The 16,592-nt window shown below is 69.5% G+C and carries 5 protein-coding genes; all 5 read left to right on the top strand.

What is annotated here, in order from left to right; all coding sequences use genetic code 11:
* Nucleotides 1-683: mycofactocin radical SAM maturase (gene mftC / locus ACFWF3_RS03505; RefSeq protein ID WP_379312287.1), on the top strand; the 683-nt coding region annotated here is incomplete at its 5' end.
* Between the two features lie 141 nt (nt 684-824).
* Nucleotides 825-2,222, top strand: coding sequence for a mycofactocin biosynthesis glycosyltransferase MftF (mftF, locus tag ACFWF3_RS03500; RefSeq protein ID WP_358060798.1), 1,398 nt, complete (start codon nt 825-827; stop codon nt 2,220-2,222).
* 10 nt (nt 2,223-2,232) lie between these two features.
* Entirely contained in the window at nt 2,233-3,627 is a 1,395-nt protein-coding gene (mftG, locus tag ACFWF3_RS03495; RefSeq protein ID WP_379312286.1) for a mycofactocin system GMC family oxidoreductase MftG, read from the top strand.
* 105 nt (nt 3,628-3,732) lie between these two features.
* A complete protein-coding gene (locus ACFWF3_RS03490) occupies nt 3,733-5,097 on the top strand; it encodes a GAF domain-containing protein (RefSeq protein ID WP_378990877.1) in 1,365 nt (454 codons plus the stop codon).
* A gap of 424 nt (nt 5,098-5,521) precedes the next feature.
* A partial coding sequence (locus tag ACFWF3_RS03485; protein WP_379312285.1) for an amino acid adenylation domain-containing protein occupies nt 5,522-16,592 on the top strand: 11,071 nt, incomplete at its 3' end.

Raw genomic sequence — 16,592 nt, 5'->3', positions numbered from 1 at the left:
CCACCCGGCACAACATCTCCCAGCTCGACGAGTTCAAGGCCATCGCCGACAAGTACGGCGCCACCTTGCGACTCACCCGCCTTCGTCCCTCGGGTCGCGGCGCGGACGTGTGGGACGAGTTGCACCCGCTGCCCGAACAGCAGCGCGAGCTCTACGACTGGCTCGTCCGCAACGGCGAGGGGGTCCTCACCGGCGACTCGTTCTTCCACCTGTCCGCATTCGGCTCGGCGCTACCGGGTTTGAACATGTGCGGTGCGGGCCGGGTGGTCTGTCTGGTCGATCCGGTCGGTGACGTCTACGCCTGTCCGTTCGCCATCCATGACCGCTTCAAGGCCGGAAACATCGTCGCCGACGGTGGTTTCGAGGCGGTCTGGACCGATTCGGAACTCTTCGCCGAACTGCGCGAACCGGTCGACGGTGGCGCGTGCACCAAGTGCTCGCACTACGACTCGTGCCGTGGTGGTTGCATGGCCGCGAAGTTCTTCACCGGCCTGCCCGCCAACGGACCGGACCCGGAATGCGTTCAGGGCTATGGCGAAGCGGCGCTGTCGGCGCCGGGACGCACCATTCCGCGCCCCGCCGTCGACCACTCGCGCCCGGTTCGCAGCCGAACCAGGGTGTCGCTGCCACTGACCGTGAAGCGGCCACCGGCCAAGGCGTGCAACGAGAGTCCGCTCGGCTGAGCCCATCCCGGTTGCCGGAAGTGCGCTGCCGATCTTGTTGACGCGTCAGGCAACCGGTCACAGCCGTATTTCGGACAGACTTTGGTCCTTTTTTGTGGGGTGATGATGTCTGCGGGGCCAACTGCGAATAGCATGCGAGGAATGCGCCATGATCGTCTGCCCGACGGCTTCGGGGTACGGATCGATCCACGGGTACGCGCATTTTCCGGGGGTCGGATCCTGATCGGAGGATCGCCCGCACGGATGCTGCGCTTGGCCCCGGAGGCCGCCGAGTTGATCGGCGACGGATACCTGGAGGTGACCGACACCAAGTCCGCGATCGTCGCGCGCCGACTGCTCGATTCCGGCGTGGCCAACCCGCGCCCGCGGCTCGAACCATCCCTCGACGACGTCACCGTGGTCATCCCGCTCTACAACAACGCCGACGGGCTGTTACGGCTGCTGGCAGTGCTGCGTGGGCACAATGTGATCGTCGTCGACGACGGCTCCGACGAGCCGGTCCGCATCCCGCCACGGCCGGGCCGCGGTCAGGTGACGGTGCTGCGGCACGAGAGCCCGCTCGGCCCCGCCGCCGCCCGTAATGCCGGATTGCAGGCGGCGACAACGGGCTTCGTGGCGTTCCTGGACTCCGATGTGGTGCCACGCAGCGGATGGCTCGAGGTCATGCTCGGACATTTCAGCGATCCGCAGGTCGCGCTGGTCGCGCCGCGCATCGTGGCCCTGGATTCCGAATCCAACGCGCTCGCTCGCTACGAACACACTCGCTCCTCACTCGACCTCGGCCGGCGCGAATCGGCGGTGCACGCCCGCGGCATCGTGTCCTACGTGCCCAGCGCGGCGCTGCTGGCCAGGCGCGCGGCGCTGCTCGGCGAGGGTGGATTCGACGAATCGATGCAGGTGGCCGAAGACGTCGACCTGTGCTGGCGCCTCGAACGCGCGGGCTGGCGGTTGCGCTACGAGCCCGCCGCGCACGTCGCCCACGATCACCGGGTCGCCTTCCGCGCCTGGTTCGGGCGAAAGCTGTTCTACGGCACGGGCGCGGCACCGCTCGGGAAACGGCACTCGGGCTTGGTCTCGCCGCTGTCGGTGCCGACCTGGACCGTGCTGGCCAGTCTGCTGTTCGCGACACTGTCGAAATGGGGTCTGCTCGGCGGACTCGTCACTCTGGCGACGGCCCTGGTCCGCCTGCGCCGGGTCTTCACCGAACTGGACAACCCGACCCGGATCGCGGCGGTCTACCTCGCGCGCGGTTACTTCGCCGGGATGTGGCGACTGGCTTCGGCGATGTGCCGGGACTATTGGCCGGTGACGCTCCTGGCGGTGATCGCGTCGAGCCGGATCCGCAAGATCGCCATCACGATGGCACTCGCCGACGGTCTCGCCGACTGGTTCACCCATCGCGACTCGGGCGGGCTCGACCCGGTCCGCTATGTGGCCTACAAGCGTCTCGACGACGTGGCCTACGGCACGGGCCTGTGGCTCGGCGTCATCCGGGCGCGCAGTTTCGAAGCGCTCAAGCCGAGCGTGCCGCCCCGCTGAAGCCGACTGCGTGACGAGCACTCTCATCGTCGGAGCCGGGTCGGCGGGTTGCGTGCTCGCCGCGCGGCTCAGCGCCGATCCGGCGCGTTCGGTGCGCGTCATCGAAGCCGGACCGGTTTTCCCTGCGCTGGAGGAGCTGCCCGTCGAACTGCTCGACCCAGGTCATCTCCCGGTCGGCCCCGAGTCTCGACTGGTGTGGCGGTATCCGGGAAATCTGGTGCGAGGCAAGCTGATCGGTGGCTCCGGTGCGATCAACGGCAGCTACTTCATCCGCCCACCCGCCGACGACTTCGCCGCCTGGAGCGTGGTGGCGGGCCCGCGCTGGTCGTTCGAATCGGTCCTTCCGGTGTTCTGCGCTCTGGAAGACGATGCGGATTTCGGCGCTGTGCCCGGTCACGGAATCGGCGGCCCGATCCCGATTTCACGAACCAGCGACCCCACCGAGTTCAGCGTCGAATTCGCGCAACAGTGCGTGGCAGCGGGATTCACCGAAATCCCCGATCTCAACGCACCGTCCGCAGATACCGGTGCGGGATTCGGGCGCGTGCCGTTGGCGATATCGCGAGGCCGCCGCGCCGGGCCCGCGATCACCCATCTCTTTCCCGCGCTCCACCGAAGCAATCTGATCCTCACCGGCGAAACAATGGTGACTCGGCTATTACTGCGGGGCACCCGGGTAATCGGTGTGGAGTGGGCCCGCGGGCGAGAACGCGGGACGACGTATGCCGACGAGGTGGTGTTGTGCGCGGGTGCGGTGGAGTCGGCCGCGCTGCTGATCAGATCCGGGATCGGCCCCGAACCGCTGCTGCGCTCGCTCGGTGTTCCGGTGCTGCGACCCGCTCCGGTGGGCGCGTGGTGCACCGATCATCCGGAGATCGGCATCGAATTCGCCGGTGCGCAACCCGCGTGGTCGACCGTCGCGCTCGAATACGTCCTCGAAATGGACGACCTGGAACTACGTCCGTACACCGCGATGTTCACGCCGGGTCTTCGCCGGGTGGGGGTCGCCCTGATGCGTCCCGAGTCGACCGGCGAGCTGACCCTGGTTTCGACTGATCCGGCTGTCGCAGCCCGCGTCGACCACCGTTATCTCCGCGCCGAGCAGGACCGAGCCCGGTTGCGCGAGGCAGTGGCACTCACGGCGGATCTCCTGGGTCGGCGAATCGGACCCGTCGACGACTCCTGGCTGCGCGCCAACCTCGGCACGTCTCAACATCTTTCCGGTACCTGTCGCATGGGCCCCGCGGGGGACGAGCGCGCGGTGGTCGACGAACAGGGGCGTGTGCACGGCATCGAGGCACTGACGGTGGCCGATCTGTCGGTCGTCCCGGTCCCGCTGCGGCGCGGTCCACAGGCCACCACAGTGATGCTCGCCGCGTCCATAGCGGACCACATGGTCGTGTGACGAAGTGACGATTGATACCACGATGTGACCTGCGGGACAAACCCTGACTTCTGGCGGTTGGCCTGATATCTGCCCGGTACAGTTTGTAGCGGGAAAGAAAGGCAAATGGTCAGCAATCTTGCAGGTGGGAGGCCCCCACGGCAGGCATCGGAGTCGGGCGCACAGCTCGGTGCTCTGGAAGCCTATGCCGCACAGGCCCATGGATTTCTCAGTGCCGGTGGTGAACAGCTTACCCAGCTGGCCGGTCTTCTACGTCCGCTCGTTCTCGAATCATGGCTGCGCAGTGTGCGCGGCGGTGTCGACCCAACGGACGTCCTCGACGGTCGCGGGCTGCGCGGCGCCGATCTGGAGCGTTATCGCGACGCCCACCCTATCGCCGCTCTCATGCCGCTGATCGACAAACTGCTGGTCCAGGATGCGTCGCACGCGGGATTGATCGTGACCGTGGCCGACCAGTTCGGTCGGGTGCTGTCGGTGCACGGTCATCCGGAGCAGGTCGCCGCCGCCGCCGAGATCGGCGTGCGCGAGGGCGACGATCTCAGCGAGCGCCGGATCGGCACCAATGCTGTCGGCCTCGTCGTGCGCACCGGCCGCGCCACCTGGATCCACGGACCCGAACATTTCCTGCATCGCATGCACCAGATCACCGGCGCCGCGGCGCCCGTGCACGAGCCGGACGGCCGACTGATCGGCGTTTTGATGATTGCCGGCGGGATGCGGGTGGCCAAGCCCGAAATTCTCGCGTTGGTCAAAGCCGCCGCGACCGCGGCCGAGATGGATCTGGTGCTGCGAGCCATGCGCGCGAGCCACGGGATCAAGGCGCCGGCTGCGGCGAACCGCGACGGCACCGGACAGGCCAGGCTCGGTCTGGACGTCTTGGGTCTGGGTCAACCTCAGTTGAGCATCGCGGGGGAGCGGGTGCCGCTCTCGCAGCGCCACGCCGAGATCCTGCTCTTGCTCACCGAACATCCCGAAGGTCTCGGCGCCGATCACCTGGCGCTGCTGCTGGACGACACCGATCTGGACAACGGCACGATCCGCGCGGCGATGTCGCGGCTGCGGTCGGTGATCGGCGCCTCGGTGGTCGGTTCACGCCCATACCGTCTGCGCGTGCATGTCGCAACCGATGTGGAGGAGCTCCGGGCCGCACTCGACTCCGGTGATACCGCATCCGCATTGAACTTGTACGCGGGTCCGGTGCTGCCGCGCTCCTCGGCTCCCGGCATTTGCGATATCCGCGACGAGCTGCGAGTCCGGTTGCGGACCGCCGTGCTCGCCGCCCCCGACGCCGCCGTACTGCGCCGATGGACCTCGTGTCCGGAAGGCCGCGACGATGCTGCCGCGTGGGCCGCCTACCGGTCGACCGTCGATCGCGATTCGCCGCTGTATGCGCAGATAGAAGCCAAGATCCGGGTCCTCGACCGGCGCATCGGCGCCGATGCAACGCAGATGCAACGTTTCGGCTCATAGTGTCCCGGTCTGAAGGTGTGGTGGCTCACATATGGATGGCCGATGTGTTGGAGCCCACACTCATGCCCTGGTCGTGGGTACCCGCCGGTACGGACTGGACGTCTGACCGATTTTTTTAGCGGAAAAAGTTTCTTTTTATTAACTGAGGGCCTACTGTCGGCACTGCATGGACAGGCGCCCATGTGATGTAACTGACAAAGCCGTTGGAGGAACGATCAACAGCTAGGCACCCGCGACGGACCCAGCGTCCGTTGCCTCGGCGACCCCTCGGTCGTCGATCTCGTCCACATGATCTGTCGGGGATCTTGCGCGAGTGTGGCGGCACGCCCACCGCGTTCATATCGAATCTTTCGCTGCGCGAGGTGTATTCGTGCTGCCCGAAAACATTCGATCTGCTGTTCTTTCGCGATACGAGGAGGCTCTGGTGCACGGTACGGAGTTGGGTGGGTTCAGTGCGCGACCACAGGAAGCGCGGGTCGTCGGTCTGCCGTTTCCGCTGACCCCGGCCCAGCTGGGTGTCTGGTACGCACAGCTGCTCGACCCCGATGTCCCGATCACCATCGCCCAGTACGTCGATATCGACGGCGACCTCGATGCCGCTGTGCTGCAGCAGGTTACGGCCGAGGCCGCGCACGCCTACGGTTCGCCGCTGGTGCGCATCGGCGAGTTCGACGGTGTCCCGCACCAGTACGTCGACCACACCATCGCGGTCGAGCAGGAGCTGCCGCTGATCGACCTGCGCCACCACGACGACCCCGTGGCCGCCGCGCAGGAATGGATGCGCGCGGAATTCGGCGCCCCCATCGACCTGCTCACCGACCGGCTGGTGGCGGGCGCGGTGTTGCGCGTCGGCGAGACCCGCTGGTTCTGGTACCTGCGCGGCCACCACATCGTGCTCGACGGGTACGGCGCGTTCACCAACTCCCAGCGCATCGCCGAGCTGTACACCGCGCGGATGCTCGACACCCCGGCGCGCGAGGTGGTGCCGGGTGAGCTGTCGGCGCTGGTCGAGGGCGAACAGCGCTACCGCGAGAGCACCCGTTTCGTCGGCGATCGTGAGCACTGGGCTCAGCGGATCGCGGGCCTGGACAGCCCCACCGCGCTCGACGGCCGCACCGCGCCGCGTTCGGCGATCAACCTGGTGACCGGCGGGCGCCTGTCGGAAAAGCTGGTCGACCGACTGGAAACCATTGCCGCCAGCGATGATTCGACCATCTCCGCGGTGCTGCTGGCCGCCTTCGCCGCCTACCTGGGCCGCCTCACCGACCGGCCGGACGCGGTACTGAGCCTGCCCGTCACCGCTCGCACCACCGCGGTCATGCGCCGCTCGGCGGGGATGCTGTCCAATATCGTGCCGCTGCGACTGCCCACGGGTGCGGCGGGCTCACCCGCCACCTGGGGTGAACTGTTGCGCGCGGCCCGGGTCGAGGTGGCGGGTGCGCTGCGTCATCAGCGCTATCGTGCCGAGGACATCCGCCGCGACGCCGAGGACGACGGCCGCCCCGCCCGGCGCGCGCTGTTCGGCCCGCTCGCCAACTTCATGCTCTTCCGCAGTGACCTCACCCTCGGCACCACCACCGGCCGCTACCGGGTGCTGTCCACCGGCCCGATCGAAGACTTGAGTCTCAACGTCTACTACGGCGACCGCGACCGGGTGCACGTCGATTTCGAGGCCAACCCGCATCTCTACGACGCCGACACCCTGGCCAGGCACCACGCCCGCTTCCTCGGCTTCCTCGAGCGGCTGGCCGCTACCGACCTCGACACCGCGCTCGGCGCGATCGAGGTCGCGACCGAGCTGGAGCTGCAGGTCAGCACCCGGATCTGGAACTCCACCCGATTCGACATCGACGCCGCGCTGGCCGAGCGTTCGGTGCCGGTCGCGACTCTGCCCGCCGTGTTCGAGGCCCAGGTCGCGCGCACCCCCGATGACGTGGCCGTGCGGATGGCGACGTCCTCGCACGCAGACGCTGGTCGGGACAACGCCGTCGTGTCTTCGGCGGACGCGACCCTCACCTATCGCGAGCTGGCGCAGCGGGCCAACCGGCTGGCCCGGCGGCTGCGCGCGGACGGCATCGGGCCGGAATCGCTGGTGGCGCTGAGTATTCGGCGCTCGCCCGAACTGGTGGTGGCGATGTACGCGGTGCTCGCAGCCGGCGCGGCCTACGTGCCGATCGACCCGGATCATCCGGCTGAGCGCATCGCCCACATCCTCGCCACCGCCGCACCGGCGGCCGTGCTCACGACCACCCGCGATGGTGCACCTGTCGACGGACGGCCGGTGCTGGCCGTCGACGCCCTCGATCTGAGCGACTACGACGACGCCCCGCTGACCGATGCCGACCGCACCGCGCCGCTGCGCCCCGGCCATCCCGCCTACGTCATCTTCACCTCCGGCTCCACCGGTCTGCCCAAGGGCGTCGCGGTCGAGCACGCCGCGATCGTGAACCGCCTCGTCTGGATGCAGCACACCTACCGCCTGCACGGGGTCGACGTGGTGTTGCAGAAGACGCCGATGACCTTCGACGTCTCGGTGTGGGAGTTCTTCTGGCCCTTGCAGATCGGTGCGACGCTGCTGCTCGCCGAGCCGGACGGCCACCGTGACCCCGGCTATCTGCGCCGCGTGATCAGCGAATACGGCGTCACTGTCGCACATTTCGTGCCCTCGATGCTCGAAGTGTTCCTGGCCCAACAGGAAATCGCCGAGCGCACCTCGCTGCGGCTGGTCTTCGCCTCCGGCGAGGCATTGCCCGCCGCGCCTGCCCAGCGGCTGCGGCTGCTGACGGGCGCTCGCCTGCACAATCTCTACGGCCCGACCGAGGCCGCCGTCGACGTCACCTTCCACGAGGTGAACGACAGCGACCGGGTCACGGTGCCGATCGGCGCGCCGGTGTTCAACACCCGGCTCCATGTTCTCGACTCACGGCTGCGGCCCGTTCCGGTCGGGGCTCCGGGTGAGCTGTATCTGTCGGGGGTACAGCTCGCCCGGGGTTATGTCGGACGTCCCGAGCTCACCGCCGGACGTTTCGTCGCCGCGCCCGCGGTGGTCGCCGCCGACTCCGGGCGCGTGATGTCCGACGGTGGTTCCGGCAGCACTGCCACCCATCCGTTGCCGGGTGAGCGGATGTACCGCACCGGTGACCTGGTCCGCTGGACCACCAACGGCGAGCTGGAATACCTGGGGCGCACCGACTTCCAGGTGAAGCTGCGCGGGCTGCGCATCGAGCTCGGCGAGATCGAGTCCGTGTTGGAGAGCGTGGACGCCGCGGCGCGCGCGGTAGTGCTGGTCCGGGACGACGCGGGCGTCGGCGAGCAGTTGGTCGCCTATGTCGTGGAAGCCGAGCCGGGCTCGGTGTCGATCGACGATCTGCGCGAGACCGCACTGCGCGCGCTGCCCGCCTACATGGTGCCCGCGGCGTTCGTGCTGCTCGAGGCCCTTCCGGTGAACGCGTCGGGCAAACTGGACCGCAAGGCCCTGCCCGCTCCCACCCGCGCGGTCGTCACCTACGCCGAACCGGTCGGCCCGGTGGAGCAGACGGTGGCCAGGGTGTTCGGCGAGGTCCTCGGCCTCGACCGCATCGGCCGCGACGACGACTTCTTCGCCCTCGGCGGCAACAGCCTGGTTGCCACCCAGGTCGCGGCCCGCCTCGGCGCCGACCTCGGCTGCCGCCTCGGCGTACGCGATCTGTTCGGCGCGACCACCGTGGCCCGCCTCGCCGCCGCCATCGCCGATCGCGACGACACCGGCGTCTCGGCCCAGCTCCCGGTGCTCACCGCGGGCCCCCGCCCGGCGCTGATCCCGCTGTCGCCCGCACAGCAACGGATCTGGTTCCTCAACCGCTTCGATCCCTCGGCGCCCGGCTACAACATGCCGTTCGTCATCCGCCTGCGCGGCACCGCCGATCTCCCGGCCCTGGTCGCGGCCCTGCACGCGGTGGTCGACCGCCACGAGGCGCTGCGGACCGTGTTCCCCGCGGTCGGCACTCCCGGTGGTGAGGTGGCCGAGCAGGTCGTCCGCGATGCCGGGCTGGTCCGTCTCGGCGACCCCGTCGAAGTGCAGGCCGCCGACCTCGACGCGGAGCTCACCCGCTTCGCGCGTACCGGGTTCGACCTCGAACGTGAAGCACCGGTGCGTGCGGGCATCTTCGTTGTTCCGGCCCCCGACACAACTGTGGACAACTCGGCACCACGGACACCGAGCGTCGCGGCGCAGGAGTGTGTCCTCGCTGTCGTGCTGCATCATATTGCGGCAGACGGTGTTTCGCTGCAGGTGCTCGTCCGCGATGTGCTCACCGCGTACCGCGCCACCACCGACGGCGTCGCACCCGGCTGGTCGCCGCTGAGTGTGCAGTACGCCGACTACGCCCTCTGGCAGCGCGAGCTCCTCGGTGCCGAAACCGACCCGCAGTCGCTTGCCTCCCGCGAAATCGCTTTCTGGGAGCGGACTCTGGCTGGTCTGCCCGACCAGCTCGAGCTGCCCTCGCGTCGCCGGCGGCCGATCGAGCCGAGCATGCGCGGCGCCCGCACCGCCTTCACCATCGACGCCGATCTGCACCGTCAGCTCGCCGGGCTGGCCCAGCGGGCAGGCGCCTCGCTGTTCATGGTTGTGCACACCGCGTTGTCGGTGCTCCTCGCCCGACTGTCCGGCACCACCGACATCGCCATCGGCACCGGCGTCGCGGGCCGCGGCGACCGGGCCATCGACGACCTGATCGGCATGTTCGTCAACACCCTGGTGTTGCGCACCGAGGTCGACCCCGCCGCGAGCTTCGTCGCCGCGCTCGAGCACACCCGCGAAACCGACCTGGCCGCCTTCGCGCATGCCACCGTTCCCTTCGATCGCCTGGTCGACGTGGTCAACCCGGCCCGCTCGCAGTCCCGGCACCCGCTGTTCCAGGTGGCGCTGAACTTCCAGGCCGTCCTCGACACCACCTTCGACCTGGCAGGCTCGCCGGTGACGGTGCGCGAGATCGAGCTCGACATCACCAAGTTCGACCTACAGCTCACCCTCGCCGAACGACGCGGTGCCGCAGGTGAACCCGCAGGCATCGACGCCGTCACCCTGTACGCCGCCGACCTGTTCGACGCGTCCGAGATGCAGACCCTCGGTGCGCGTTTCGTGCGGCTACTCGCCGCGGCCGTCGCCGCGCCGGACACCGCGGTCGGCGACCTACCGCTGCTGTCGGCGCCCGAACACTCCCAGCTCACCGGCATGCGCGGCACACCGGTCACCGCCACCGGTCTGCTACCCGACCTCCTGGCCGGCGCGGTCGCCGCCGACCCGGATCGCGATGCCGTCACCGACGGCGACCGCACCCTCACCTACCGCGAACTCGACCGGGCGTCGTCACGCCTGGCCAGGGTCCTCATCGACAGCGGCGCCGGCCCCGACGACGTGATCGCCGTCGGCATCCCCCGCTCCATCGAGTCGGTGCTCGCGGTGTGGGCGATCGCCAAGTCCGGTGCCGCCTGGTTGCCCGTCGACCCGAGCTACCCGCTCGATCGGATCACCCATATGGTGACCGATTCCGGGGCCCGACTAGGTCTTACAGTGTCCGAGTCGCTGTCCGCGCTGCCCGGCCCGCTCGATTGGCTGGTCCTCGACGAGCTGAAGCTGATGGCCGAATGCGCCGGGCGTTCCAGCGATCCCGTCACCGACTTCGACCGCGTGCGACCCCTGCGCGCCCAGCACCTCGCCTATGTCATCTACACCTCCGGCTCGACCGGCCTGCCCAAGGGCGTGCTCGTCACCCAGGCGGGTATCGCCGGTTTCGCCGCCGAGGAAACCGCGCGCATGTTCGGCACCGCCGACGCCCGCGTCCTCCAGGTCGGCTCCCCGTCCTTCGACATCTCGGTGATGGAACTACTGCTCGCGGTGAATTCTGCCGCGACGCTGGTGATCGCCCCGCCCGGGCGGCACGTGGGAGCAGAACTGGCCCAGCTGCTTTCGGAACAGCGCGTCACGCACGCCCTGATGACCCCGTCCGGTCTGTCCGTGCTCGACCCCACCCCGCTCGACGCCCTTCGCATGGTGATGGTCGGCGGCGAAGCCTGCCCGCCCGACCTGATCGCCCGCTGGACCGCCGGACCCGTTCCCCGCGCGTTCGTGAACGCCTACGGCCCCTCCGAGACCACCGTCGCCACCAACATCAGCGCCCCGCTCACCGCCGATTCCCCGCTGACCCTCGGCACGCCGCTGCGCGGCATCACCCAGTGGGTCCTCGACTCCCGGCTGCGGCCGGTCCCTGTCGGCGTCGCGGGCGAGCTGTACGTCGCGGGTGCCCAGCTCGCGCGCGGCTATCGCTCCCGCGCCGCACTCACCGCGACCCGCTTCGTCGCCTGCCCGTGGGCGTCGTCGGAGCGCATGTACCGCACCGGAGACCTGGTCCGCTGGACTCCGGAGGGCACTCTCGACTACCTGGGCCGCAACGACGACCAGGTCAAACTCCGGGGTTTCCGCATCGAACTCGGGGAAGTCGAATCCGCCCTGCTCGCCCAGCCCTCGGTTCGCCAGGCCGCGGTGCTGGTGCGCGCCGACCCGCACCGGGGCGATCAGCTCATCGCTTATGTCGTGCCCGCTGTTGAGACCGACGAGCTGATCGATGCGCTCGCCGCCGCCCTGCGCGGCACCCTCGCCGCGCATATGGTGCCGTCCGCGTTCGTGGTGATCGATGCCCTGCCGCTCACCCCCAACGGCAAGCTCGACCGCAAGGCCCTGCCGGAGCCGGTGTTCGCCGCGCGTTCGTTCCGCGCGCCCGCCGCAGGCACCGAGTCCGTGGTGGCCCAGGTCTTCGCCGAGGTGCTCGGTGCCGCGCCGATCGGCGCCGACGACGACTTCTTCGCCCTCGGCGGCAACTCGCTCGTCGCCACCCAGGTGGTGTCGCGTCTGGGCACCGCGCTCGGCCGCACGGTCTCGCTGAAGTCGCTGTTCGAGGCGCCGACCGTCACCGCGCTCGCCGCCCTGCTCGGCACCGCGGACGCGGTCGCGCCGAGGCCCGCGCTGGTGGCAGGCGAACGGCCGCACCGGATTCCGCTGTCCTACGCGCAGCAGCGCATGTGGTTCCTGAACCAGTTCGACGCCGAATCGGTCGCCGACAATATCGCCGCCGCCATCCGCCTCACCGGCGTCATCGACTACGCCGCGATGAACGCGGCCGTCGCCGCGGTCTTCGCCAGACACGAGGCGCTGCGGACCCGCTACCCCGCCGTCGACGGCATCCCGTTCCAGCAGGTGCTCGACGCCGACCAGCTGACAATCGCCCTCGAACCGCGCGCGATCGCCCCGGTCGACCTCGGCAACCGGATCCGCGCGCTGGCCGCCGTCCCGTTCGCGGTGGACTCCGAACCCCCGGTCCGCCTGCACCTGCTGCACACCGGCACCGACGAGCACGTCCTCGTCCTCGTGCTGCACCACATCGCCGCCGACGGCTGGTCCGTCGCGCCGCTGACCCGCGATGTGATGGTCGCCTATGCCGCCCACCTGGCCGCCGCAGCACCCCAGTGGACGCCGCTGCCGGTGCAGTACGCCGACTTCGCCCTCTGGCAGCGCGATGCGCTCGGCGCCGAGGACGACGCCGAATCCGCACTGTCACGCCAGCTCACGTTCTGGACGACGGAACTGGCCGACCTGCCCGACCTGCTCTCGCTGCCGAGTGATCGACCGCGCCCGGCCGTGGCCTCGGGACGCGGTGCGCGCCAGGCGTTCACGGTGCCCGCCGAGATCATCGACCGACTGCGCGGCATCGGTGCGCGAGCCAATGCCTCGCTGTTCATGGTGCTGCACACCGCCTTCGCCACCACCCTCGCCGAACTGTCGGGTCAGCAGGACATCTCGATCGGCACCCCGGTCGCCGGTCGCGGCGACCAGGCGCTCGACGACCTGGTCGGCATGTTCGTCAACACGCTCGTGCTGCGCACCCGGATCCGCCCCGACGCCACCTTCGCCGAACTGCTCGGCACCGTCCGCGACAGCGACCTGCGCGCCCTCGCCAACGCCGACGTCACCTTCGACCGGCTCGTGGAGGTGCTCAACCCCGAGCGATCGACCGCCCGGCACCCGCTGTTCCAGGTGATGCTCGACTTCCAGAACAACTCCCGAACCGAACTCGAACTCGCGGGCCTGACCGCCACGGAGCTCGAGATCGATACCCACACAGCCAAATTCGACCTGCACCTCACGCTGCGCGAGACCACCGACGGCCTGCTCGCCCGCTTCGAGTACGCGACCGACCTCTTCGACGCGCAGACCATCACAGATTTCGGCACCCGCTTCCTGCGGACGCTGGATACGGTGACCGCCGATCCCGACGTCGTGATCGGCGACATCGACCTCCTCGACGCCGACGAGCGTGTTCGCGTGCTCGGCGCCTGGAACGCCACCGAGTACCCGGTCGACGAACGCATGACGCTGGCCTCGCTGTTCGCGGCGCAGGCCGAGCGCACCCCGAACGCGACCGCGGTGACCCTCGAGGGCGAGTCGCTGAGCTATTCCGGGTTCGCGGATGCGGTGAATCGCCTTGCCCGCCTGCTGATCTCGATCGGCGTGCGCCCCGACCGCACCGTGGCAATCGGCATGCGCCGTTCGATCGACTCGGTCGTCGCCATGTACGCCGTCATCGCCGCCGGTGGCGCCTACGTGCCCCTCGACCCGGATCACCCCGCCGAGCGCATCGCCCAGGTGATCGCCGCCGCCGACCCGGTCTGCGTACTGACCCGCCGCAGCGACGACCTCGACCTCGCCGGGGTGGAGGCGGCGGGAGAGCACTGCGCGGTCCTCGATCTCGAGCAGGTCGACACCACCGACTACTCGGCCGAGCCGATCACCGACGCCGACCGCCTGGCCACGCTCACCCGGGACAACGCCGCCTATCTGATCTTCACCTCGGGCTCCACCGGCATGCCCAAGGGCGTCGTCGTCTCCCATGCCGCGATCGTCAACCGTCTGGTGTGGATGCAGGACGCCTACCGGCTCACCCCCGACGACGCCGTGCTGCAGAAGACCCCGGCCACCTTCGATGTCTCGGTCTGGGAGTTCTTCTGGCCCTTGCAGATCGGCGCCCGGCTCGTGCTCGCCCGCCCGGACGGTCACCGCGACCCCGCCTATCTGATCCGGCTGATCACCGACGAGCGGATCACCGTCGCCCACTTCGTCCCGTCGATGCTGTCGGTCTTCGTCGCGGTGCTCGACAGTGCGCACGCCGACGAGGCGACCACGCGGACCGCCGGGGACTGCGCATCGCTGCGTCTGGTGTTCGCCTCCGGCGAGGCGCTGGCGCCCACGCCCGCCCAGCTGCTGCGCGGGCTCACGGGGACGGCTGTGCACAACCTGTACGGCCCCACCGAGGCCGCAGTGGACGTGACCTTCCACGAGGTGATCGACGCCGATACCGTCACCGTGCCGATCGGTGCGCCGGTGCACAACACCCAGGTCTACGTCCTCGACGGCCGCCTGCGCCCGGTCCCCGTCGGCGTGCCCGGCGAGCTGTACCTGGCGGGCGCCCAGCTCGCTCGCGGCTACGCGGGCCGCGCCGACCTCACCGCCGACCGCTTCGTCGCCAACCCGTTCACCACCGCCGAGCGCATGTATCGCACCGGTGACCTCGTCACCTGGACGTCGGCCGGCGAGCTGGAGTACCTGGGCCGCACCGACTTCCAGGTGAAGCTGCGTGGTCTGCGCATCGAACTCGGCGAGATCGAGGCGGCGCTCACGGCGCTGCCGGAGATCGCCCAGTCGGTGGTCGTGGTCCGTGCCGACGAGCACACCGGCGATCAGCTGGTCGCCTACGTCGTCCCGCAGACCGGCGCCACCGTGGACACCGACGCGGTGAAGGACGCACTCGGCGCGGAGCTGCCCGTCTACATGGTGCCCGCCGCGTACGTGGTGCTGAACGCGTTCCCGCTCAATGCTTCCGGCAAGCTCGATCGCAAGGCGCTGCCGTCTCCGGTGTTCGCCGCGCGCATCTTCCAGGCGCCGGTCACCCCGGTGCAGCAGATCGTCGCCGCGACCTTCGCCGAGGTGCTCGGCGCCGGTCAGGTCGGCCTCGACGACGACTTCTTCGAACTCGGCGGCAACTCGCTGGTCGCCACCAGGGTCGCGGCCCGGCTGTCGGAGGCGCTCGATACCCAGGTGCCGCTGCGCGCGCTGTTCGAGGCGTCGACGGTGGCCGCGCTGGCGGCTCGGGTCGAAACGCACACCGGTCGTGGTGGCCGCATCCCGTTGGCTCCTCGCCCGCGGCCCGAGCTGGTGCCGCTGTCGCAGGCGCAGCAGCGGATGTGGTTCCTCAACCGCTTCGACAACCGCACCGCCGTCAACAACATCCCCGTCGCGATCCGACTCACCGGTGACCTCGATGTCGCCGCGCTCGAGGCGGCCATCGCCGACGTGGTCGCCCGGCACGAGTCCCTGCGGACCTTCTACCCGGCAGCCGATGTGGCCTCGGGTGCGGTCGAGGAAGGCGCGGGCTACCAGCAGATCCGGCCCGCCGACGAGGTCCGTTTCGCGCTGACAGCCCAGCCGGTCGCCGCGAGCGACGTGGTGGCCAGGGTGATCGAACTGGCGAGCGTGCATTTCGACGTGACCCGCGAAGTCCCGTTCCGCGCGAGCCTGCTGCGCGTCGACGACCGGAACCACGTGGCCGTACTGGTCATGCACCACATCAGCGGTGACGGTTTCTCGCTGCGTCCGCTGCTGCGCGATGTCGTGATCGCCTACACCGAGCGCACCCGCGGTGAGAACCCCGCCTGGACGCCGCTGGAAGTCCAGTACGCCGACTACACCCTGTGGCAGCGTGAGATCCTCGGTGCGGAGTCCGATCCCGAATCGGTCGCCGCGAGCCAGCTCGCCTACTGGACCGAGCAGTTGCGCGATCTGCCCGATCAGCTCGAGCTGCCCGCCGATCGGCCGCGCCCCGAGGTCGCCACCAACGCCGGTGACCTGCACCGCTTCTCGGTCGACGCGCACCTGCACCACGCGCTGACCGAGATCGCCCGCGCCCGCGGCGTCACCCTGTTCATGGTGATGCACGCGGCACTGGCCACCTGGGCCGCGCGCCTGTCCAACAGCACCGACATCGCCATCGGCACCCCCATCGCCGGTCGCGGCGAGCGCACGCTCGACGACCTGGTCGGCATGTTCGTCAACACCCTGGTGCTGCGCAGCGAGGTCGACTCGAGCGCGAGCTTCGGCGACCTCCTGGATCAGATCCGCAAGGTCGACCTGTCCGCCTTCGCCAACGCCGATGTGCCGTTCGAGCGCCTCGTCGACGTGCTCAGCCCCACCCGTTCACAGGCGCATCACCCGCTGTTCCAGGTGGCGCTCACCTTCGAGGCGGCCACCGCCGCCGACGCGGGCACCATCGCACTGCCCGGCCTCGATCTCGAGGTCGTCGACTTCGATCCGGGCACGGCGAAATTCGACGTGCAGCTCACCGTGGGTGAAGCCGCCGACGGCTCGCTCGCGCTGTCGTGGAACTACGCCACCGATCTGTTCGACGCCG

It is taken from the genome of Nocardia sp. NPDC060220 (assembly GCF_042727815.1).
Classification (GTDB): Bacteria; Actinomycetota; Actinomycetes; order Mycobacteriales; family Mycobacteriaceae; genus Nocardia.
This window is presented reverse-complemented; position numbering and strand designations above follow the sequence as displayed.

What these genes read in the sequence shown, in the direction of transcription:
- mftF (WP_358060798.1), top strand. Translation starts at nt 825, where the DNA reads ATGCGCCATGATCGTCTGCCCGACGGCTTCGGGGTACGGATCGATCCA.
- ACFWF3_RS03490 (WP_378990877.1), top strand. Translation starts at nt 3,733, where the DNA reads ATGGTCAGCAATCTTGCAGGTGGGAGGCCCCCACGGCAGGCATCGGAG.